Origin of the sequence: Microbulbifer sp. JSM ZJ756 (assembly GCF_044383805.1) — a bacterium.
GTDB lineage: Bacteria > Pseudomonadota > Gammaproteobacteria > Pseudomonadales > Cellvibrionaceae > Microbulbifer > Microbulbifer zhoushanensis.
Genome location: NZ_JBISER010000001.1, coordinates 277,440 through 299,443 on the forward strand (window position 1 = coordinate 277,440; position 22,004 = coordinate 299,443).

Annotated in this window: 18 protein-coding genes; 11 read left to right on the plus strand and 7 right to left on the minus strand. The window is 62.0% G+C overall.

All coding sequences use genetic code 11. From position 1 onward, the window contains the following. Nucleotides 1-93 precede the first annotated feature (93 nt). Nucleotides 94-1,344 (plus strand): NADP-dependent isocitrate dehydrogenase, encoded by a 1,251-nt coding sequence (icd, locus tag ACH6CX_RS01205; RefSeq protein ID WP_232942439.1) that lies wholly within the window; start codon nt 94-96, stop codon nt 1,342-1,344. Between the two features lie 267 nt (nt 1,345-1,611). Here the strand turns inward: icd and cspD are convergent, their stop codons facing one another. Then, entirely contained in the window at nt 1,612-1,890 is a 279-nt protein-coding gene (cspD, locus tag ACH6CX_RS01210; RefSeq protein WP_305080392.1) for a cold shock domain-containing protein CspD, read from the minus strand. A gap of 276 nt (nt 1,891-2,166) precedes the next feature. Here cspD and clpS point away from each other — a divergent pair, with 276 nt between their 5' ends. Together clpS and clpA are read left to right on the plus strand one after the other, a co-directional pair. Next, nucleotides 2,167-2,544: an ATP-dependent Clp protease adapter ClpS gene (gene clpS, locus ACH6CX_RS01215; protein ID WP_233006747.1), complete on the plus strand. Its 378-nt coding sequence runs from the start codon at nt 2,167-2,169 to the stop codon at nt 2,542-2,544. A 112-nt stretch (nt 2,545-2,656) separates the two neighbouring features. Then, nucleotides 2,657-4,933, plus strand: a complete 2,277-nt coding sequence (gene clpA, locus ACH6CX_RS01220) for an ATP-dependent Clp protease ATP-binding subunit ClpA (protein ID WP_232942441.1) — start codon at nt 2,657-2,659, stop codon at nt 4,931-4,933. Between the two features lie 85 nt (nt 4,934-5,018). Here the strand turns inward: clpA and infA are convergent, their stop codons facing one another. The 4 genes from infA to trxB all read right to left on the minus strand — a co-directional run bounded on the left by infA (nt 5,019) and on the right by trxB (nt 7,911). After that, nucleotides 5,019-5,237 carry a translation initiation factor IF-1 gene (gene infA / locus ACH6CX_RS01225; protein WP_010130378.1) on the minus strand — a complete coding sequence of 73 codons (219 nt, stop codon included), beginning with the start codon at nt 5,235-5,237 and terminating at the stop codon, nt 5,019-5,021. Between the two features lie 128 nt (nt 5,238-5,365). Then, nucleotides 5,366-6,085: an arginyltransferase gene (locus tag ACH6CX_RS01230; protein WP_396674381.1), complete on the minus strand. Its 720-nt coding sequence runs from the start codon at nt 6,083-6,085 to the stop codon at nt 5,366-5,368. Beyond that, the gene (gene aat, locus ACH6CX_RS01235; RefSeq protein ID WP_232942445.1) at nt 6,082-6,810 is read right to left on the minus strand and encodes a leucyl/phenylalanyl-tRNA--protein transferase; all 729 of its coding nucleotides are present in this window, start codon (nt 6,808-6,810) and stop codon (nt 6,082-6,084) included. The genes ACH6CX_RS01230 and aat overlap by 4 nt, the downstream gene beginning before the upstream one ends. Nucleotides 6,811-6,966: 156 nt before the next feature. Beyond that, the gene (trxB, locus tag ACH6CX_RS01240) at nt 6,967-7,911 is read right to left on the minus strand and encodes a thioredoxin-disulfide reductase (RefSeq protein WP_232942447.1); all 945 of its coding nucleotides are present in this window, start codon (nt 7,909-7,911) and stop codon (nt 6,967-6,969) included. Between the two features lie 441 nt (nt 7,912-8,352). Here trxB and ACH6CX_RS01245 point away from each other — a divergent pair, with 441 nt between their 5' ends. The 3 genes from ACH6CX_RS01245 (at nt 8,353) to ACH6CX_RS01255 (ending at nt 12,733) form a co-directional block, all read left to right on the plus strand. Continuing rightward, complete coding sequence (locus ACH6CX_RS01245) at nt 8,353-10,695, plus strand: DNA translocase FtsK (protein ID WP_396674384.1); 2,343 nt, start codon at nt 8,353-8,355, stop codon at nt 10,693-10,695. Nucleotides 10,696-10,779: 84 nt separating this feature from the next. Then, on the plus strand, nt 10,780-11,391 hold the full coding sequence (gene lolA / locus ACH6CX_RS01250) for an outer membrane lipoprotein chaperone LolA (protein ID WP_396674386.1): 612 nt from the start codon (nt 10,780-10,782) through the stop codon (nt 11,389-11,391). Next, nucleotides 11,384-12,733, plus strand: a complete 1,350-nt coding sequence (locus tag ACH6CX_RS01255; RefSeq protein ID WP_396674388.1) for a replication-associated recombination protein A — start codon at nt 11,384-11,386, stop codon at nt 12,731-12,733. The genes lolA and ACH6CX_RS01255 overlap by 8 nt, the downstream gene beginning before the upstream one ends. A 66-nt stretch (nt 12,734-12,799) precedes the next feature. On the opposite strand, the gene ACH6CX_RS01260 is transcribed toward ACH6CX_RS01255, so the two are convergent. Continuing rightward, nucleotides 12,800-12,922 (minus strand): SDR family oxidoreductase, encoded by a 123-nt coding sequence (locus ACH6CX_RS01260; protein ID WP_334078886.1) that lies wholly within the window; start codon nt 12,920-12,922, stop codon nt 12,800-12,802. A 170-nt stretch (nt 12,923-13,092) separates the two neighbouring features. On the opposite strand from ACH6CX_RS01260, the gene crcB reads away from it, so the two are divergent. The 4 genes from crcB (at nt 13,093) to ACH6CX_RS01280 (ending at nt 16,612) form a co-directional block, all read left to right on the plus strand. Continuing rightward, complete coding sequence (crcB, locus tag ACH6CX_RS01265; protein ID WP_232942455.1) at nt 13,093-13,467, plus strand: fluoride efflux transporter CrcB; 375 nt, start codon at nt 13,093-13,095, stop codon at nt 13,465-13,467. A 17-nt stretch (nt 13,468-13,484) separates the two neighbouring features. Next, nucleotides 13,485-14,762: a serine--tRNA ligase gene (gene serS, locus ACH6CX_RS01270; RefSeq protein ID WP_334078885.1), complete on the plus strand. Its 1,278-nt coding sequence runs from the start codon at nt 13,485-13,487 to the stop codon at nt 14,760-14,762. Between the two features lie 48 nt (nt 14,763-14,810). Then, nucleotides 14,811-16,190 carry a siroheme synthase CysG gene (gene cysG / locus ACH6CX_RS01275; protein WP_232942459.1) on the plus strand — a complete coding sequence of 460 codons (1,380 nt, stop codon included), beginning with the start codon at nt 14,811-14,813 and terminating at the stop codon, nt 16,188-16,190. Between the two features lie 158 nt (nt 16,191-16,348). Continuing rightward, nucleotides 16,349-16,612 (plus strand): hypothetical protein, encoded by a 264-nt coding sequence (locus ACH6CX_RS01280; RefSeq protein ID WP_232942461.1) that lies wholly within the window; start codon nt 16,349-16,351, stop codon nt 16,610-16,612. A gap of 23 nt (nt 16,613-16,635) precedes the next feature. Here ACH6CX_RS01280 and ACH6CX_RS01285 read toward each other — a convergent pair whose 3' ends face one another. Next, nucleotides 16,636-18,990, minus strand: a complete 2,355-nt coding sequence (locus tag ACH6CX_RS01285; protein WP_396674391.1) for a penicillin acylase family protein — start codon at nt 18,988-18,990, stop codon at nt 16,636-16,638. 291 nt (nt 18,991-19,281) lie between these two features. Here ACH6CX_RS01285 and ACH6CX_RS01290 point away from each other — a divergent pair, with 291 nt between their 5' ends. Beyond that, nucleotides 19,282-21,852, plus strand: coding sequence for a TonB-dependent receptor (locus ACH6CX_RS01290; RefSeq protein WP_232942465.1), 2,571 nt, complete (start codon nt 19,282-19,284; stop codon nt 21,850-21,852). Nucleotides 21,853-22,004 lie beyond the last annotated feature (152 nt).

Consider the following 22,004-nt stretch of genomic DNA (forward strand, 5'->3'; position numbering starts at 1 on the left):
CCGCCGATTTTTCATCCCGCCAGCGGAGAAGAAGAGGGCGGGGCAAGCAACACCCGACCGAAATAGTCAAAGAGTTTTGGGAGTTTAAACGATATGGGTCATATCCAAGTGCCGGCAGACGGCGAGAAAATTACAGTCAATTCCGACGGTTCGCTGAATGTTCCGAATCGCCCGATCGTACCGTTTATCGAGGGTGACGGCATCGGCGTGGATATCACCCCGGTAATGCGCAAGGTCATCGACGCGGCGGTCGAGAAGGCTTCCGGCGGCGACAAGGCCATTTCCTGGATGGAGATCTACTGCGGCGAGAAGGCTGCCGAGACCTACGCTGGCGACTGGTTCCCGGCTGAGACCCTGGAAGCCCTGAAAGAATACGCTGTGGGCATCAAGGGCCCGCTGACCACCCCGGTTGGTGGTGGCTTCCGCTCACTGAACGTTGCCCTGCGCCAGGAGCTGGACCTGTACGTGTGCCAGCGCCCGGTTCGCTGGTTCACTGGTGTACCTTCGCCGGTCAAGAAGCCGAACGAAGTGGATATGGTGATCTTCCGTGAGAACTCCGAGGACATCTACGCCGGTATCGAGTGGAAAGCGGATACCGACGAAGCCAAGAAGGTCATCAAGTTCCTGCAGGAAGAGATGGGCGTCAAGAAGATCCGCTTCCCGGAGCACTGCGGTATCGGCGTCAAGCCGGTTTCTGCCGAAGGCACCAAGCGCCTGGTGCGCAAGGCGATCCAGTACGCCGTAGACCAGGACCGCGACTCCGTGACCCTGGTACACAAGGGCAACATCATGAAGTTCACCGAAGGTGCCTTCGCCGACTGGGGCTACGAGCTGGCCCGTGACGAGTTTGGCGCGCAGCCGCTGGACGGCGGCCCCTGGCACAGCTTCAAGAACCCGAACACCGGCAAGGAGATCGTGGTCAAGGACGTAATCGCCGACGCCATGCTGCAGCAGGTACTGCTGCGCCCGGCCGAGTACGACGTGATTGCGACCCTGAACCTGAACGGTGACTACCTGTCCGACGCCCTGGCAGCCCAGGTTGGCGGTATCGGTATCGCCCCGGGTGCGAACATCTCCGACGAAGTGGCCCTGTTCGAGGCAACTCACGGCACTGCGCCCAAGTACGCCGGCCAGGACAAGGTGAACCCGGGCTCCCTGATTCTCTCTGCCGAGATGATGCTGCGCCACATGGGCTGGAACGACGCCGCCGACCTGGTGATCAAGGGTATGGAAGGTGCGATCGCTGCCAAGACCGTGACCTATGACTTCGAGCGCCTGATGGATGGTGCCGACCTGAAGTCCTGCTCCGAGTTTGGTGACGAAGTGATCAAGCATATGGCCTGATCCGTAAGTCGCGACAGTGACTGACGAAAAAGCCCCGCCTCGTGAGAGGCGGGGCTTTTTGTTTGCCTGTTATTTACCTGCTTGGCCGGGGCGGGGGTTGTGCGGGCTTGCCCGGCATATCCGGGTGCAGTGACCTGGCCTGCCAGGAGGGCGGTGCCTGATGCGGGTTTCATCCCGGCGGGGCTGTAAGATGCCCGCCGGGTTTCCTGCGGCAGTCACTGCTCGTGGCAAAAGGTGTGGGGTTGGCGGGGCGTGATGCGCCCGGGCTCAGCCGAGTGCTTCAGCCTCTTTCTCTCTCTGGCCGCTCTCTTCGCTGGAGCTGTCCTTTCTGGGCTGGGCCGCTGCGCCAACATTGATATTGGCCGCATGAAATCCCTTGTCACCCTTGATGATATCGAAGCTGACCTGCTGGCCTGCCTTCAGGGTTCGGTAACCCTCCATCTGGATCGCGGAGTAATGCGCGAACAGGTCTTCACCCCCTTCGTCCGCGAGAATGAACCCGTAGCCTTTGGCATTATTGAACCATTTGACGGTACCGGTAGGCATGGCGAAATCCCTCTAATTGCCGGGGCGACTGCAGGCCGCCTTACAGAGTGTCTTTTATCGTTATCGAAGCTTGTTGCTTGATTACCGCTTGCGTCCCTGCGGTAGCGCAGCCTCAGTGAGAGGCATGCACTACCTCTTGTAGCTAACTGACCTGCTAATGTCAAGGGGTGTGGATGCCTGCCCGGCAAGGCAAATGAGGGTACAATGCCGCCATAAAGCAAGGTGCCCGGAATGCCCGTGGCACTTAAGGTTGCCACCAATATATTGAAAATAGCTATGAGCAGGAATAGTGTGATTGAGCTCAGTTCCGGTGACGGGAATGACATTCCCTACGAAGACGATTTTGACGGTGATCTGGCGCTTGAAGAGGCGCCTGCGCGAGTCAAGCGTCCTCCCATGTACAAGGTCGTCATGCTCAATGATGACTACACCCCGATGGACTTCGTAGTGGAAATTCTGGAGATGTTTTTCGGGGCTGACCGGGAGCGCGCCACTCGCCTGATGCTGCAGATACATACAGAGGGAAAAGCGATCTGCGGTGTCTATACTCGAGATATAGCGGAAACAAAGGCAGCACAGGTCAATCAATTTGCCAGGGACCACCAGCATCCTCTGCTGTGTGAGATCGAAGCTGATGAGAGCGAAGAAGATTGATTCAGGTCCCGTTGCCCGAAAGGAATCGGGCGCATTCACAACCGCCGTTCCGCGGCGCGCACTGGACAGGTGAATGGCGGGTGATTAAGGCATACGAGGGTTCGAGGTTTAGATGCTCAGCAAGGATTTAGAGGTAACGCTCAATCTGGCGTTCAAAGGTGCGCGCGCCAAACGGCATGAGTTCATGACGGTGGAGCATCTCCTGCTCGCGCTGCTCGACAATGAATCCGCTGCCGATGTGCTGCACGCCTGTGGTGCCGACCTGAGTGCGTTGCGCCGCGAACTGCTGGAGTTTGTGGACTCTACCACGCCGTTGATTCCAGAGTCCGACACCGAGCGCGAGACCCAGCCCACGCTGGGATTCCAGCGTGTACTGCAGCGGGCGGTGTTCCACGTGCAGTCGTCGGGCAAGAAAGAGGTGACCGGTGCAAATGTGCTGGTGGCGATCTTCTGCGAGCAGGAGAGCCAGGCCGTTTACTACCTCAAGCAACAGAGCGTGGCCCGGATCGACGTGGTGAATTACATTACCCACGGCATTTCCCGGGTGGGCTCCAGTGGCAACAACACCCACAGCGCCGAACCCTCTCCCGAGCAGACGGACGAGGATCTGGCTCCGGGCGGCGAGCCCGGTGGCTCCGACCCCCTGGAAAGTTATGCTACCAACCTCAACCAGGAGGCAATACTGGGCCGTATCGACCCCCTGGTCGGGCGTGGCCCCGAGGTAGAGCGGGTAACCCAGGTGCTGGCACGCCGGCGCAAGAACAACCCGCTGCTGGTGGGCGAGTCCGGCGTGGGCAAGACAGCCATCGCCGAAGGCCTTGCACGCCGCATTGTGGACGAGGACGTGCCCGAGACGCTGCGCAATGCCACCATCTACTCCCTCGACCTGGGCTCGCTGCTGGCCGGCACCAAGTATCGGGGTGATTTCGAGAAACGCTTCAAGGCCCTGCTGGCCGAGCTGCGCAAGCGGGACCAGGCCATCCTCTTCATTGACGAGATCCACACCATCATCGGTGCCGGTGCGGCATCGGGCGGGGTAATGGATGCATCCAACCTGCTCAAGCCGCTGCTTTCCAGTGGCCACCTGCGCTGCATCGGTTCAACCACATTCACCGAGTACCGAGGCATCTTCGAGAAGGATCGGGCCCTCTCGCGGCGCTTCCAGAAGATCGACGTCAATGAGCCGTCGATCGAGGAAACGGTACAGATCCTGCGCGGCCTGAAGACCTGCTTCGAGGATCATCACCGGGTGCACTTCACCGATGGCGCCCTGGAGGCGGCAGCCCAGCTGTCCAGCCGCCATATCACCGAGCGCTTCCTGCCCGACAAGGCAATCGACGTCATCGATGAGGCAGGCGCCTTCCAGGCGTTGCTCCCTGCGGAAGAGCGCAAGGAGGTCATCGGGGTAGAGGATATCGAGGCGGTCATTGCCAAGATTGCCCGGATCCCCGCGAAGAGTGTGTCTGCATCCGACAAGGAGCAGCTGGCGCGCCTGGATGACAACCTCAAGATGGTGGTGTTCGGGCAGGACGAGGCGATCGGTGCACTGGGCACCTCGATCAAGCTCAGCCGTGCCGGCCTGGGTGCAGAAGAAAAGCCCATCGGCTCTTTCCTGTTCGCCGGCCCCACCGGTGTGGGCAAGACCGAGCTGTGCCGTCAGTTGGCCAAGGTGATGGGTATCGAGCTGATCCGGTTCGATATGTCAGAGTATATGGAGCGCCACACGGTGTCCCGCCTGATCGGCGCGCCTCCCGGTTACGTGGGCTTCGACCAGGGTGGCCTGCTTACCGATGCGGTCACCAAGCACCCGCACAGTGTGGTTTTGCTCGATGAGATCGAGAAGGCCCATCCGGAGGTCTTCAACCTGCTGCTGCAGGTCATGGATCACGGCACCCTGACCGACAACAATGGCCGCAAGGCGGATTTCCGCAACGTCATCCTGATCATGACCACCAATGCCGGTGCCGAGCTGATGAGCCGCCGGTCCATCGGCTTTACCTCGCAGGATCACTCCAGCGACGGTATGGAGCAGATCAAGAAGATGTTTACCCCGGAGTTCCGCAACCGCCTGGACAGTATCATCCAGTTCGGCGCACTCAGTTTCGATGTTGTGAAGACCGTGGTGGACAAGTTTATTGTGGAGCTGCAGGCCCAGCTGGATGAGTCCAGTGTTACGCTGGAAGTCAGCGAGGAGGCCCGGGAGTGGCTGGCGCGCCATGGCTACGATGAGAAAATGGGTGCCCGGCCCATGGCCAGGCTGATCCGCGACAGGGTGCGCAAGCCCCTGGCAGAGGCGGTGCTGTTCGGGGACCTGTCCGAGGAGGGCGGTCGCGTCGAGGTCACTGTCGAGAACGACGAGTTGCAGATCAAGACCGCTGTGCCCGCCTGAACCGGTCCCGGACCGGGCGGGGCGACGCCCCCCAAACGAAAAAGGCCACCAGGGGTGGCCTTTTTCATGCCTGTTACCGGCTTCCTCAGCGGGCGCGGTAAGTGATGCGGCCCTTGCTCAGGTCATAGGGAGTCAGCTCTACCTTGACCTTGTCGCCAGTGAGGATGCGGATGTAGTTCTTGCGCATTTTTCCGGAGATGTGCGCGATCACCACGTGTCCGTTTTCGAGCTTTACGCGGAAAGTGGTGTTCGGCAGGGTGTCGATCACCTCGCCTTCCATCTCAATGTAATCGTCTTTCGCCATGCGGCAGTAACCTTCAAAATAACTTTATCTGACCTTTTACCCCGGCGGCACACAGGCCGGGCCGCGGTGCGACGGGCGCGTATTTTGCACGAAAAAAGACGGCAGGGCAAAACCCCGTGCCGGGACCGCTAGCCCGACTTCAGGCGCCAGCGGTTATCCCGCAGCAATTCCACCGGTTCAAAGCGGGTTTTATAGGCCATTTTCTGGCATTCCTCGATCCAGTAGCCCAGGTACAGGCTCGGCAGGCCCAGGCGTCGGGCCCATTCGACCTGGTAGAGGATGCAGTAACTGCCCAGGCTGCGCCGGGTCTCGTCCGGGTCGAAAAAAGTATAGATCGCTGACAGCCCCGCGGTGAGGAGGTCGGTCACCGCAGTGGCCACCAGGCGTCCGCGGGCGCGGAACTCGATATAGCGGGTGCTGCCCCAGGCGGGGGACAGGAAGTCGCGGAACTGGTCCAGGCTGGGAGGGTACATTTCCCCATCCCGGTGGCGCTGCTCAATGTAGCGTGCGTACAGCTGGTAGTGCTCGTCGGTATCGATGGTGTCGACATGGAAGACATCCAGGTCGCGATTGCGCTTCCAGCAGCGTCGCTGGCTGCGGTCGGGCACGAACAGGCCTACGGGTACCCGGGCGGGGACACAGGCCTTGCAGCTGGCGCACTGCGGCCGGTACAGGTACTCGCCACTGCGCCGGAAGCCCAGCTCTGAGAGCTGGCTGTACAGTCGCTGGTTGACCGGCGTCTGGGGGTCGATAAATACCGTGGTTGCTTCCCGCCCCGGCAGGTAGCCGCAGGGGTGGGGCAGGGTGGCCAGTAACCGCACCGAATCCAGCTGGGAGTACGTGCTCATAAGTCCTGCTCAATATTCCACGACAGTGTCCAGGGGCGCGGGAACCCACTCATTGCTGTTCCCCTGGCCAGAAGCCGTTCGAATGCCGTGCGCTCGATTTCCACTGCGCCGAGACTGGCCAGGTGCGGATTGCTTACCTGGCAATCAATCAGTGGGCAGTCCCAGGATTGTAACTGGCGGACCAGGTGGGCAAAAGCCACTTTGGAGGCATCGGTAGCCCGGTGGAACATGGATTCACCGAAGAATACGCGGCCGATGGCAAGCCCGTAAAGCCCGCCGACCAGGCGGTCTCCCTCCCACGTCTCCACGGAGTGGGCGTGGCCAAGCCGGTGCATCTCAACATAGGCGTCACGCATTTCGCCGGTTATCCAGGTGCCCTCATCGTCCGCGCGGGGCTCACTGCAGGCATCGATCACATCACTGAAACAGCGGTCGAAGGTTACGGAATAGCGGCCCCGGCGCAGGGTCTTACGCAGGCTGCGGCCGATCGAGTACTGGTCGGGTAGCACCACGCAGCGCGGGGTCGGGGACCACCACAGGATTGGCTGGCCATCCGAATACCAAGGGAAGATTCCACGCCGGTAGGCGGCCAGCAGCCATTCCGGGCTCAGTCGCCCCCCGACGGCCAGCAGGCCATTCGGCTCCCGCAGTGCCAGGTGGGTGGGGGGGAACTCCGGCTGCCCATCTCCCAGCAGGCTCAGGCGCTCTTCACTGTTCGCGGTCATCTCTTTCCGTATGTGCTCCTCGGGACTGGTCGCACAATGCCAGCTGGCGGCGTTGTATTACCTGGCGTTGTATTACCTAAAGCGTACAAAAGAAAAGGGCGATCACAAAGATCGCCCTTTAACTGGTTTGCGTTTACCGGCGCCGCCGGGATGCGCTCAGAGGCTGTCGAGGAAGCGCTCCGCGTCGAGCGCAGCCATACAGCCGGTCCCGGCAGAGGTGACCGCCTGGCGGTAGATGTGGTCCGACACATCGCCGGCGGCAAATACGCCCGGGATGGAGGTCTGGGTAGCATTCCCGTCGAGGCCGCTCTGGACAATGATGTAACCACCGTTCATTTCCAGCTGGTCGGCGAAGATGTCTGTGTTCGGCTTGTGGCCGATGGCGATAAACACACCGGAAACCTCCAGCTCCCGGGTGCTGTCGTCCTTGGTGCTGCGCAGGCGCACACCGGTCACACCATTGTCGTCGCCCAGTACCTCGTCCAGGGTGTTGTGCCAGCAGACATTGATATTGCCGTTCTCGACCTTGTCCATCAGGCGATCCTGCAGGATCTTCTCGGCCCGCAGTTCGTCGCGGCGGTGGATCAGGGTAACTTCACTGGCGATGTTGGACAGGTAGAGCGCCTCTTCCACGGCGGTATTGCCGCCGCCCACCACGGCGACCTTCTGGTCGCGGTAGAAGAAGCCATCGCAGGTCGCACAGGCGGAAACGCCGCGGCCCTGGAACGCCTCCTCCGACGGCAGGCCCAGGTACTGGGCGGAGGCGCCGGTTGCGATGATCAGGGCATCGCAGGTATAGGTCTCATTGCCCTTGAGTGTGAAGGGGCGCTGCTTCAGGTCTACCGAATCAATATGGTCAAAAATGATTTCGGTCTCGAAGCGCTCGGCATGCTGCTGCATCTGCACCATCAGGTCGGGGCCCTGTAGCTCGGCAACACCGCCCGGCCAGTTCTCGACTTCTGTGGTGGTGGTCAGCTGGCCACCCTGCTGCATGCCGGTAATTACCACCGGCTTCAGGTTGGCGCGAGCGGCGTAGATTGCCGCCGTGTAACCGGCCGGGCCGGAACCGAGAATAATCAGCTGATGATGCTTGTCACTCATAAATGGCTCTTCAACAAATCCGTTAACAACAGTGTATCCGCTCCGTTATGCGGGCGGCAGTCGGCCAATAATTGATCAGCCGAGGCTATCAGGTTGAGCGGTATCATAGGGGAAGGGCAGGGGGTAGCGAAATAGTTTGCCTCAATTTCAATGATTGCACGCCACTATCCCGCTGTTGGTAACCCGGCGCCAGCCGGCATGGCCGCATTCGGGGCCGCAGCCCGGGGCAGCAGTGGGGCCAGGCGAGAGACTTGTTGAACTGTCTCACAATTCTGCTTAGGAAAATCCCCTAACGTATTGATTTGTATGAATTAAAACTATCTTAAAGTAAACTCTCAGGCAGCATGAGAGTGGTATTTCAGGCGTCTCTGTAGTACACAGAGCACTTCCTCGGGGCAGGCGATGCCCCGGGGCCAATACAAGAATCATCGAGGTACGCCAGTGAAGGCCCAGAGCGCAACCGATAAAACAGAAACCGAGGACGGAAGCCTGCCCGAGTCGCTGATCGCCCGGCTTTTGCGCGAGGGTGCCCTGATCGCACTGCTGGCCGGGGCCCTGTTGATGGCCATCAGCCTGGCAAGCTACAGCCCCCAGGACCCGGGCTGGTCCCACACCGGGCAGGGCGGGTCGGTACACAACGCCATCGGCCCGACCGGAGCCTGGCTGGCGGATGTGTGCCTGTCCCTGCTGGGCTGGATGGCTTACCTCTTTCCCCTGTTGATCGGCTGGCGCGCATTCGGGATCCTGCGGGATCGCAACGCCCGCTTTCACGGGCCCCTCTTCACGCTGCGCGTCACCGGACTGGCGGTGTTGCTGGCCACCGGCGCCGGCCTCGCCACCCTCTGTTTTGCCCAGGCCGAGGATCCCCTGCCGTTCTCCAATGGCGGGATTGTCGGGGCGGCGATGGCCCAGTCAATGGAAACCAGCCTCGGGTATGTCGGCGCCACCATCCTGCTGCTGGCGCTGTTCGCCATTGGCATTACCGTATTTACCGGCCTGTCCTGGCTGAAGCTGGCGGACAGTATTGGCCGCAACCTGCTGGGTTTGCTCGCCTGGCTTGGCCAGCGTTACCAGCGTGCGCGCCAGGAACGTGCGGAGAAGCGGGCGGCGCAGCAGGCTGTCGTGGTGCGCAAAGCGGCGGTGGCTGAGGAGAAGCAGCGCACCGCGAAACGTATCCCACCGAAAATCGAACCCACGTTGCCAGCGCCCAAGCCCAGTCCGCGGGCCGCCAAGGAAAAGCAGGGCGAGCTGTTCTCCAGCGGACCGGTGACCGGCACACTGCCGCCGCTGTCGCTGCTGGACCCCCCGGACAAGAACAAGAAAGCCGGTTTCTCCCGCGAGTCACTGGAAGCGCTGTCGCGCCTGCTGGAGCTCAAGCTCAAGGATTTCGGCGTGGTGGCAGAGGTGGTATCGGTGCTGCCGGGCCCGGTGGTGACGCGTTTTGAAATCCAGCCGGCACCGGGTGTGAAGGTCAGCAAGATCAGCAACCTGGCCAAGGACCTGGCGCGCTCACTGGCGGTCATCAGTGTGCGGGTAGTGGAAGTAATCCCGGGCAAATCCGTGGTGGGTATCGAGATTCCCAACGAGAACCGCCAGATGGTGCGCCTCTCCGAGGTGTTGTCGGCGGATGTCTACGACAACGCCAAGTCCCGGCTGACCCTGGCGCTGGGGCATGACATCTCCGGCCAGCCGGTGGTGGCGGATCTGGCCAAGATGCCGCACCTGCTGGTAGCGGGTACTACCGGTTCCGGTAAGTCCGTCGGCATCAACGTGATGCTGCTCAGCCTGCTGTACAAGTCCACACCGGATGAGGTACGCCTGATCCTGGTGGACCCGAAAATGCTGGAGCTCTCGGTGTACGAGGGGATCCCCCACCTGCTCACGCCGGTGATCACCGACATGAACGATGCCGCCAACGGCCTGCGCTGGTGTGTGGGCGAAATGGAGCGGCGCTATAAGCTGATGGCGGCCATGGGTGTGCGCAACCTGGCCGGCTTCAACCGCAAGGTACGCGAGGCGATCGACGCCGGCGAGCCGCTGGTGGACCCCACCTGGCAGCCGGACCCGGCCTCCAGCGTACCGGAGGCGGAGCAGACCCCGCCGCACCTCAAGCCGCTGCCGGCCATCGTGGTGGTAATCGATGAGTTCGCCGACATGATGATGATCGTCGGCAAGAAAGTGGAGCAGCTGATTGCGCGGATTGCGCAGAAGGCACGGGCCGCCGGTATCCACCTGCTGCTTGCCACCCAGCGCCCGTCGGTGGATGTCATCACCGGCCTGATCAAGGCAAACGTGCCCACCCGGATGGCCTTCCAGGTCTCCTCCAAGGTGGATTCCCGCACCATCCTCGACCAGGGTGGGGCCGAGCAGCTGCTGGGCCACGGGGATATGCTCTACCTGCCTCCGGGCAGTGGCGTGCCGGTACGGGTGCACGGTGCCTTTGTCGATGACCACGAAGTGCATAAGGTCGTGGCTGACTGGAGCCGCCGCGGCGAGCCGGACTTTATCGACGGCATCATCGATGACAGCAACAACAGCATCCCGGTGCCGGGGCTACAGTCCGAGGGCGGTGAAGACGACGATCCGGAAACAGACGCGCTTTACGACGAGGCCGTCGCCTTTGTGACCAAGTCGCGCAAGGCCTCGATCTCTTCCGTGCAGCGCCAGCTGCGTATCGGCTACAATCGCGCGGCCCGCATCATCGACGCCATGGAGGCGGCCGGGGTCGTTTCCCCTGCCGGCCACAACGGCAACCGCGAAGTGCTGGCGCCGCCACCCGCCTGATAGCCGGCCTGGCCGCCGGGTTCAGTTATTGTTCACATGCCGGCGGCTAGGCTTTAGGGAAAATACCAGCACTGGAGTCTCGCTATGAAACGATTTGTCACTGCCTTCGCGGCTTCCGCGGCATTACTGGCCAGCTCTGCCTGGGCCGATGCCACTGCCGAGCTGAGCCAGCTGCTGCAGCCCCTGGCTTCCATCTCGGGTAAATTCCACCAGACCCTCACCGACGAGCGCGGTGAGGTGTTGCAGAAAAGCAGCGGCACTTTTTCCGTGGAGCGTCCCGGGAAACTGCGCTGGGAAACCGGCGAGCCATTTCCGCAGCTCCTGGTGACCAACAACAAGAAGTTGTGGCTGTATGACCCGGACCTGGAACAGGTAACCATCCGCCCGGTCGACAAGCGCATGAAAGAGACACCGGCCCTGCTGCTGGGTGGCAAGGTCGGTGAGATCCGTAGCTCATTCAATGTGGCGAGTAAGAATGGTGCCTTCCAGCTCACCCCGAAAAGCGCCTCGGCACCCTTCCGCGCCATGGAAATCCGCTTTGCCGACAGCGGGTTGCCCGCAGCGATGACCGTGCGCGACAGCATGGGGCAGACCACTAAAATCAAATTCAGTCGCGTAAAGGCCAACCCGAGCCTCGCCGCTGCCCTGTTCAATTTCGAGCCACCGGCCGGGACCGACATTATTCGCGATGAGTGACCTGTTCCAGTCCGCCCCGAAAAACCAGCCCCTGGCCGCGCGTATGCGGCCCCGCAACCTGGCCCAGTATATGGGCCAGACGCATTTATTGGGCCCGGGAAAACCACTGCGGGAAGCGGTGGAGCGGGAACAGTTGCACTCTATGGTCCTGTGGGGGCCGCCGGGAGTGGGCAAGACGACCTTTGCCCGCCTGCTGGCTGAGGAGTGCGATGCCCATTTCACCACGCTTTCCGCGGTGCTGGCCGGGGTCAAGGATATCCGCCAGGCTGTGGCCCAGGCCGAGCAGCAACGAGCCCAGACCGGCCGCGGCACCATCCTGTTTGTGGATGAGGTGCACCGTTTCAACAAGGCGCAGCAGGATGCATTCCTGCCTTACGTGGAAGAGGGCACTGTCACCTTTGTCGGCGCCACCACGGAGAACCCCTCATTCGAGCTGAACAACGCGCTCCTGTCCCGCTGTCGCGTCTATATGTTGCGCAATCTATCGGAAGAAGAACTGCTGCAACTGTTGCACCGCGCCCTGGCGGAAGACGAGGCACTGCAAAGGCTGCAACCACAGATCGGCGAAGAGATACTGGCCAAGCTTGCGCGGGCTGCCGATGGCGATGCCCGCGGTGCCCTGAACCTGCTGGAAATCGCCTGTGACCTGTCGCGGGAAGAGGGCGGCCGCTACGTGATCGACGAGGCGGTACTGGCGGAAGTATTGAGCGCCGATGTGCGGCGCTTCGACAAGGGCGGCGACTATTTCTACGACCAGATCTCGGCGCTGCACAAGGCGGTGCGCGGCTCGGACCCGGATGCCGCGCTCTACTGGTTCGCGCGCATGGTGGACGGAGGCTGCGACCCGCTCTATGTCGCCCGGCGGGCAGTGCGCATGGCCAGCGAGGACATCGGCAACGCCGATCCGCGCGCATTACAGGTCGCCCTCGGTGCCTGGGATGTGCAGGAGCGCCTGGGCAGCCCGGAAGGGGAGCTGGCCATCGCGCAGGCAATTGCCTACCTGGCGGTTGCCCCGAAAAGCAATGCCGTCTACAGCGCCTACAAGCGGGTGCTGGCGGACGTGCGCCGGGACCCCAGCTACGAGGTGCCGATTCACCTGCGCAATGCCCCCACCAAGCTGGCCAAGAGCATGGCGCACGGGGCGGAGTACCGCTATGCCCACGACGAGCCCGACGCTTTTGCCGCAGGCGAGAATTACCTCCCCGAGCAAATCCACGAGCGGGTTTACTACCACCCGGTGCCCCGCGGGCTGGAGCTGAAGATCGGCGACAAGCTGGAGAAGTTGAGACAGCTGAACCGCGACAGCGCACAGCAGCGGTATGGCCGGGATGGCGGAGAGTAGAAGAAACTGTAGAAACAAAAAGGGCCCGCACATGCGGGCCCCTCGATGAAGGAATGGGAAGGTCGATCAGGCCTTGAAGCCGCCATCGACGTCGTAGTGCGAACCGGTAATGAAGGCTGCTTCCGGTCCCGCCAGGAATGCCACCACCCCGGCCACTTCTTCCGGGCGGCCATGGCGCTTCAGTGCCATGAAGCACCGGGTGGCAGTGGGGTAACGGCAGGCGGCCGATTCGGACCGCCCCGGTGTCCGTGGCGGCGAATTCCGGTAGAATTCGGGTCATATGACCGGCCCGGAATCGGGCAGGGGGTTCAACGGCGGCGCTCTCTCCCCTACAGCGTCGATAGACACGGGAAAGTCGAATGCAGTGGCTGGCAATTGCAGTGGGTGGGGCGGTCGGAGCCCTGATCCGCCACCTGGTTAGCGTCTGGAGCTATCCGGTATTCGAGGGGCGCTTTCCGCTCGGCACCCTGATCGTCAATATCATGGGCTCTTTCCTGATCGGCGTGGTCTATGTGGCGATCATCGAGCGGGGTCTGCTCTCCCCGGAATGGCGCCTGCTGCTGATGACCGGGCTGTTCGGCGCCCTCACCACATTCTCCACCTTCTCGCTGGAAACACTGCTGTTGTGGCACAATAACCAGCCCCTGATGGCCCTTGCCTATATTCTGATCAGCCTGGTGCTCTGCCTGGCTGCCACCGGCGCGGCTATCGCCCTGACAATGAAATATCTATAAGCGGTAATCAAAGCACCATGCTCGACCCCAAACTCATTCGCACCCAGATGGACCAAGTGGCCGCGACTCTGAAAAAGCGCGGTTTCGAACTCGATACTGCCCGCCTCCAGGAGCTGGAGGAGCGGCGCAAGGAACTACAGGTTCGCACCGAAAGCCTGCAGAGTGAGCGCAACAGCAAATCGAAGAACATTGGTCGGGCCAAGGCGCAGGGCGAGGATATCGCCCCGCTATTGAAGGAGGTTGAGTCCCTGGGCGGCCAGCTGGGTGAGGCCAAGGAGGCGCTCGGCGAACTGCAGGGGGAGCTGGACGCGATCCTGTCGGCGATCCCCAACCTGCTGGATGACGCCGTACCGGAGGGTGAGACTGAGGATGACAATGTCGAGGTCCGCACCTGGGGCACGCCCCGCAGCTTCGACTTCGAAGTTCGCGACCATGTCGACCTGGGAGCCCAGCTGAACGGCCTGGATTTTGAGGTTGCAACCAAGCTCACCGGTTCCCGCTTCGCGGTAATGACCGGCCAGGTAGCCAAGCTGCACCGCGCACTGGCCCAGTTCATGCTGGATGTGCACATTGATCAGCACGGTTACCGCGAGGCCAACGTGCCGGTGATCGTCAACAGCGACTCGCTGTTCGGGACCTCACAGCTGCCCAAGTTTGCCGAGGACCTGTTCAAGCTGGAAGACGAGCGGGATTTCTACCTGATCCCGACCGCCGAGGTGCCCCTGACCAACCTGTACCGCGATGAGATTGTCGAGGAGGGGGAATCCCTTCCGCACAAGTATGTGGCACACACCACCTGCTTCCGTTCCGAGGCGGGGTCCCACGGCCGCGATACGCGCGGCATGATTCGCCAGCATCAATTTGAAAAAGTTGAACTGGTCTGGTTCGCCCGCCCCGACCAGTCGGAGCAGGCCCTGGAGGACCTTACCGGCCACGCGGAAACCATCCTGCAGAAGCTCGGCCTGCCTTACCGCACAGTCATCCTCTGTGGCGGCGACATCGGTTTCGCCGCACGCAAGACCTACGATATCGAGGTGTGGATTCCGTCGCAGGACAAGTACCGCGAGATCTCCTCCTGCTCACTGGTCGGGGATTTCCAGGCGCGCCGAATGAAGGCCCGCTGGCGCAACCCGGAGACCGGCAAGCCGGAGCTGCTGCATACCCTGAACGGTTCCGGGCTCGCAGTCGGTCGTACCCTGATCGCGGTACTGGAAAATTACCAGCGTGAAGACGGCACCATCGAAGTTCCCGAGGCACTGCGCAGCTATATGGGCGGTATCGAAAGTATTGGCTGATGCCCTGCACCAGGGCGTGGGCCGCATTGAAATAACGGATAACAACCAGTGCGCTATATCCCCCTCGCATTTGACCTGATCGACCGCCCCTGCCTGCTGGTGGGTGGCGGGCCCGTCGCCACCCGCAAGGCACGCCTGCTCCGCAAGGCGGGCGCCCGCCTGGTAGTGGTCGCACCGGACATTACCGACGAGTTGCGTGAGCTGGTGCGCGAGAGCGGTGGCCAGTATTACCCCGAGCCGTATCGCACAGAATTTCTCGACCTTGGCGAGCTGGTAATTGCCGCGACCTCGGAGGAATCGGTCAATGCGATCGTGTCCGCCGATGCCCGGGCCCTGCGCCTGCCGGTCAATGTGGTCGACTCCCCCGAGCTTTGCACTTTTACGGTGCCCGCCCTGGTGGAGCGCGGTCCGCTGTCGATTGGCATCAGCAGCGGTGGCGCGGCCCCGGTTCTGGCGCGGAGCATTCGCGCGCAGCTGGAGGCACTGCTCTCGCCGGCGGTGGCCTCCATGGCGGAAATGGCCGCGCGGACCCGGGACCGGGTAAAGGAGGCGTTGCCGGAGCCCCAGCGAAAGGATTTCTGGCAGTGGGTTTTTACCGGCCCGGTTGCCAGCAAGGTGGAGTCCGGCAAGCCGGAAGAGGGCGAGGCGCAGCTGCTCGAGGTGCTGGAAAAGTGGGCCGGAAGCCCCGAGCCCACCGGCGAGGTCTACCTGGTGGGCGGCGGGCCCGGTGACCCTGACCTGCTGACTTTCCGCGCGCTGCGGCTGATGCAGCAGGCGGATGTCGTGCTGTATGACCGGCTGGTATCGAAGGAAGTGCTGGAGTTGGTGCGCCGCGATGCCGAACGGGTTTACGTCGGCAAGAAAAAAGAGTTTCACTCGGTTCCCCAGGACAATATCAACCAGCTGCTGGTGGACCTGGCCCGGGAGGGCAAGAAAGTCCTGCGCCTGAAAGGGGGTGACCCCTTTATTTTCGGCCGCGGTGGTGAGGAGATTGACCGGCTGGCGGATGCCAGGATTCCGTTCCAGGTGGTACCCGGTATCACGGCGGCTTCAGGCTGTGCCAGCTATGCGGGTATCCCGCTGACCCACCGTGACCATGCCCAGTCGGTACGGTTTATTACCGGGCACCTCAAGGAGGGGGAGCTGGTCCTGCCCTGGAAGGAGCTTGCCTCCCCGGGCCAGACGCTGGTGTTCTATATGGGGCTTACCGGCCTGGACACCATCTGCGCGCAGCTTGCGGCCCATGGGCTGCCGGCGGAAACACCAGCGGCACTGGTAGAGAAGGGCACCACGCCGGAGCAGCGGGTCGTGGTCGGCAACCTGCAGACACTGCCGGACCTGGCCCGTGAGCGTGAAGTCCAGGCGCCCGCTCTAACGATTGTCGGTGGTGTTGTCAGCCTGCATGAAAAGCTGCAGTGGTTTCGCTGACGACGACTTCACTGCCCGGTTTTTTGCCGACGTGCCCGCCTGACCGTCGGGACCCTTCCACTGACTGACAGCTGCAACCACTTTGAACGGTGGCCACAAGCCACCCGAGACGTCACGGCTATCTATACTGCAGATAGATTTTCCCAGTGGTGTCTAGCATGGTTGTCGCGCTGATCCGATTTTATTGCACGCTTTTAGTGCACTGCTTTACGCCGGCGGAAGAAGAGATTTCCCTGCCGGACCCAAATGACAGCCATACCCGGCGCTATACCCGGGCTTACCGGGTAAAGCGGGGCTGGGTTAAGAATCTCTGGATTGCCGCATCCCTGTTGATGCTCTGTTTCCCATTGTTGCCCTTTGTGGCGGCGCTGGGCTTGCTGACTTCTTTCCTGTCTTTCGCCATCCTCGACGAAACTGCCTGAGACGCAGGCCCGGGCCACAACAGCTACTGGAGTGTCAGGGTGTAGCGGGTCTTGCCTTCCATCAGCGGTGAGGGGTTCCCCTCGACCCAGTCACGGTGGCCGTTAGCGAAGAAAGGCGAAAGCGGGTGGGCGCTCTGCCCGGTCGCCATATGGAAAATGGCGCTCTCCTCTGATCCCGATGACACCACCATGCGCTGGGAGGCACCGGTGGTCGGGGACTGTGCGCGGGGCAGGTGGGTGTCGCCGGACAGCCGATCCGCCGGCATCGCGGTCAGCCAGTTTACCGGCGCCACTGCGCGGCCAAGCGGGTGCCAGATGCGGGCGGTATTCTGCACGCCCCAGGTCTGCTCCTGCAGCGGAAGCCCGTCCCGGGCCATTCTCTCCAGCACCGCGTCCAGGGCGGCCAGCTTCAATTCGCGCCATGACGCGAAGTCCGGGTTGAGCAAATGCGCTGGCTCAGAGTGGTTCATTTCCCAGGCGGCATATTCCAGCTGACGCTTGCGCGGCCCGAAGGAGAAATCTTCCTGGAAGCGGCGCATGTAGGTCAGTACCGGCGCTGTGGTGAACTCCAGGAACTTGAGGCGGAAGTTACGTACGACTCGATAGCCTACGGAATCGGCGCTGGCCCGGGCGCCCCAGTTTTCCACTTCGGCCCGCACGTCGGCGTACTCATCCTCACCGTCTAGCAGGACCAGCAGCTGTTGTTGCCAGCGTTCCAGGAACAGTGCGCGGTCATCCAGTTGCAGGTCGAGCAGGTCCTGCTCGCTGAAGGAGTCCCGGGCAAACAGCGCATCGCGGATCTGGCGCTGGCGGGCGCCCAGGGCATATCCGTGGTCGCCCATCACTGCCAGTTGCGGGCCGTCCATGACACGACTGTTGGCAGTCCAGATGCGGTGAGAGGGCGGGTTGTAGACGCGGGGTTGCTCCTCAGCACCCAGGTAGCCGTCCCAGTATGCGGTACCGTCGGCCCAGGAAACGGAGCGGCTGCCATCCAGCCCCACACGCCGGGGAATGGCACCGCCTACCGTCCAGCCGATATTCCCCTGGCTGTCACCGACCACCAGGTTCTGGTGGGGGATGCCCAGCCGGGGGCCCAGGTCGAGCGCCTCGCTGGCAGTTTCCACCGTTTCCATCAGCAGCAGGTTCAGGTTCCCACCGCGGGTGTCATGGGCCACCCAGCGGTAGGCCAGGGGCTGGCCACGGTGGTCCTCGCCCACTACCGGGCCCCAGATGGTCTTGCGCACCTCCAGGGTTTCCGGCTCCCCACCCCTGACGGCGATCTGCTCGGGCTCGACGGTAAACTCAGCCCAGCCGTCGGGGGTCCGGTAGCGGTTGCCTGCTTCATTCAGCTCCAGCGGAATCAGGTCGCCCCAGTCGCCCATGGTATTGGTAAAGCCCCAGGCCACGCGGCCATTGGTGCCGACGACGGCAATGGGGCCGCCGGGCAGGGTGGCCGCCCGCATCTGGCGATCGGTGCCGGGAATGCTCCAGGCCGCCCGGTACCAGATATTGGGCACGTCGAGCCCCAGGTGCATGTCATCTGCCAGCATGGCACCGCCGTGCGCTGTGAGCGCACCGCCGACAACCCAGTTGTTGCTGCCGTATACCTGGTCGTCGCTCTCCATGGGTTGGTAGGCAATGGAATCGGCCTCTTCCAGCAGGGCGGCGATATTGGTCTGCGGCAGGCGCACCGGGCCGCGGGCCTCGCCGATCAGGGGCGCGTCCCAGCTGCCGCCCTCCGGGAAGAAGAAACCGTAGAGGTCGTCCGGCAGCAGGTCGGCCAGGGCGGTGTCCCGTTGCTCGAACTTGCCGATCGGGCTCTGCAGGCTCAGGTACATGCTGAAGACGCTCAGCATGCTGTCAGCTGCGGTCCAGGGGCGGGGCTCCTGCCCCAGCAGCAGATACTCCCAGGGCTTGCTGCCCAGTTCCTCCAGCCCCAGGTTGACCCCGCGCACGTACTGGGCCAGCACAGCACGCTGGTCCTCCGGCAGGGCCTCGACATTGCGCTGTGCCCGTTTGCGGAACTGGTGCACGCGCACTTCACGGTCATGCTCCAGCGCTGCATCGCCTACCAGCTCCGACAGTTCGCCAGCCGAGTTGCGGCGCAGCAGGTCCATCTGGAAGAAACGCTCCTGGCCGTGCAGGAAGCCCAGGGCGAAGGCGATGCTGTCGCGGCTGGTGGATTCGATGAGGGGAATTCCCTGGGCGTCACGCCGCACGGTTACCGGATGATCCAGCTGGCCGGTTTCCAGGCTTCCCTCCAGTAGTGGCAGGCTCTGGCGCAACCATAGCCACGCCCCCAGCAGGCCGATGGCTATCAGGGCTGCCAGCAAGAGGGCAGTGCGGGTCAGGAAGCGAAGCGGGGCATTGAGGGACATGCGTACATCCAGTGGAGCTTAGGGTTGTGTTATCCGGAGATATTATCAGCCACTCGTGCACCAAAATAGTTACCGGAGGACATCGACGAGTCACAAATATGCCTTTTCTGTGGAATAGAGTGCCATTAGAGTCCGCCACTAACTGGTTACCGCCTGCAGAACTGACTGGTCACTAGAAAAAAGTCATAACAGGCTTTCACATTTGTTTTTTGGCACGTAATATGGCGCCCAATAACAAAAACGTAACTGAACATCACGCTTTTCTATAACAACAAACGCGAGGACGCGATGATGCACGACGCCGATCAGACCGGTAGCAACCGGAACTTCCGTCTGTCCATTCTCTCCCAGGCTGTTGCCTTTGCCACCGCCATCAGCGGCTCTGCCTATGCGGCCGAGATCGAGGAAGTAGTGGTAACCGCGCAGAAGCGCTCGGAGAACCTCCAGGATGTCCCCATTGCGATTTCCGCCTTCACCGGCGACAACATCGAGAAGATGGGTGCACAGAGCCTGACCGACCTGGGTAAGTCCACGCCCGGTGTCGAAATGAATAACGACACAGCCCTGCAGCCGACCTACAACATCCGCGGCATCCAGACTTCCGACTTCACCGTTGGTTCTGACCCGGCCGTGGCGGTGTATGTCGACGGTGTCTACACCGGCCGTGGCGCCGGCGCCGAGGTGCCGCTGGCTGATATCGAGCGGGTAGAGGTATTGAAAGGCCCGCAGGGTACCCTGTTTGGCCGCAACGCCACCGGTGGTGCCATCCATATCATCACCAAGCGCCCGTTCAACGAGGACCAGACCCAGGTCTCCATGACCGCCGGCAACTACGGCCGCCTGTCCTCGGATGTGATCATCAATCGCGCCATCAACGACCGCGCGGCGGTGCGCCTGACAGCTTCCAGCGACAAGCGTGACGGCTACTACCCCAACGCCCTCGACGGCGCTGACTGGGGCGGCCAGGACACCAAGACCCTGCGTGCGTCCGTATCACTGCTGCCCACCGACGACACTGAAATCCTGTGGCGTGGTGAATACAGCCGCCTGGACCAGAACGGTGCCACCCGCGTCTCTACCAACGACGCTATTTCAGTTGGCGGCGGCGATGTCTTTGGCGACGTAGCGCTGGACTTCAATAACCTGGAAGAGCGCGACCTGTACGGTACCTCCCTGCAGGTTACCCATGACTTCGATAACGTTACCCTGACCTCCATCACGGCGTATCGCACTTTCGAGGCCTATATTCGCCAGGATGAGGACGGCGCGAACAACCCGGACTTCTTCTTCGGTTCCGCCAACTACGATGACCAGGAGTACTTCTCCCAGGAATTCCGCCTCAACGGCGAGAGCGACACCCTGAAGTGGACCCTGGGTGCCTCCTACTCCCAGGAGAAGCTCGAGCACAATACCGAGGCGTTCTTCACCCCGAGCACCTTCGAGTCTTTCGCCCTCTACACTGCGCTGCGTGAGAGCCCGATGGACCTGCTGGGCCTGGCCGGTGCGCTGCCCCCCGAAATGCAGCAGCCGGTTATCGATGAGCTGACCCCGCAGCTGATGGCCATCTCCCAGATGACCGACGAGCAGGTTCGCGAAGTTGTTCCTGGAGCACGCGAGATGATTCGCGGCTACGGCCTCGACGGCGCCCTGATCGCCAGCTTCTTCGGCCAGAACCTGCTGCCGTCCCTGGTTGCCCGGGCGCAGCAATCCCCGGAAGCCTGGGGCCAGTTCCTGAGCACCTTCTCCTGCGCCCCGGCGCTGAGCGACCCGGCCCTGCTGCAGGGCTGCCTGTTCCAGGGAGCGAATGCGTTCGTACAGGGCACCGATGCCAACTGGCGTGAGAACGTGCTGAACACCGGTGATTACCGTTCTGCGGCCATCTATGGTGATGCCACCTGGTCCCTGACCGATCGTATGGACCTGACTTTCGGCCTGCGTTATACGCAGGACGAGAAAGACTTCAGCATCGACACCCAGTACCAGAACGAACTGTACGGCCTGCCGTTCGGTATCGCGTTCTTCAGCGGTGGCCAGCCGATGATCTCCGAGTCGCCGTCCGACAGCTGGTCTGACCTGTCCGGTCGCGTGGTGCTGGATTACACCTGGAACGACAACGTCATGACCTACGCCTCGCTGGCGAACGGCTTCAAGGCGGGCGGCTTCAACAGCCTCAACTACGGTGAGAATATCGAAAACTCCTTTGACCAGGAGAACGTTACCAACTTCGAAGTGGGCATGAAGTCCAACCTGCTGGACAACCGCATGCAGCTGAATGCGTCCCTGTTCGCTTACGAGTACGAAAACCTGCAGGAGCTGAGCCTGATCGGCTTCCCGATCCCCAGCTACAACCTGCGTAACGCAGACGCTGAAGGCCAGGGCGCAGAGGTGGAGGTGCTGTTCGCAGCCACTGACAACCTGCTGATCGGCGGTAACTACTCCAACCTGCAGACCGAGTACACCCGTTACCAGGTGATCGAGGCTGCCGGTGAAACTGCCGAGGATGACCGTACCGGCCAGCCGCGCGTCGGCACCCCGGAAAACAAGTTCAACCTGATGGCGGAATACACCATCGGCATGAACTCCGGTGCTGATGTCGTCCTGCGTGGTGACTACAACTGGACTGACGAGCGTGTCGGTACCATTTCTGATCCGTCCCTGGTGGTTCCGGACTACAACCTGCTGAATGCCCGTGTGGCATTCCACAGTGCCAGCGATACCTACAGCGTATCCGCGTGGGTCCAGAACCTTACCGACGAGGAAGTGGTGGGCTCCTTCGGTGGCCCGGGTAGTGCTATCGGCTCCGAAACCGGCTGGCGCTTCCAGCCGCGCATGTTCGGTGCGGACGTGACCGTTCGCTTCTGATCAGCGTGCTTTCAAAGCAGTAGGAAAAGGCCGGCATTCGCCGGCCTTTTCTTTTTCTGGCGAGGCAATCAATACAAAGAAATAAGCGCCAAAAAATCCCGCCGCACTGGCAAATCTATCGGAATCACGCCAAAACTGCGTATGATCAATGA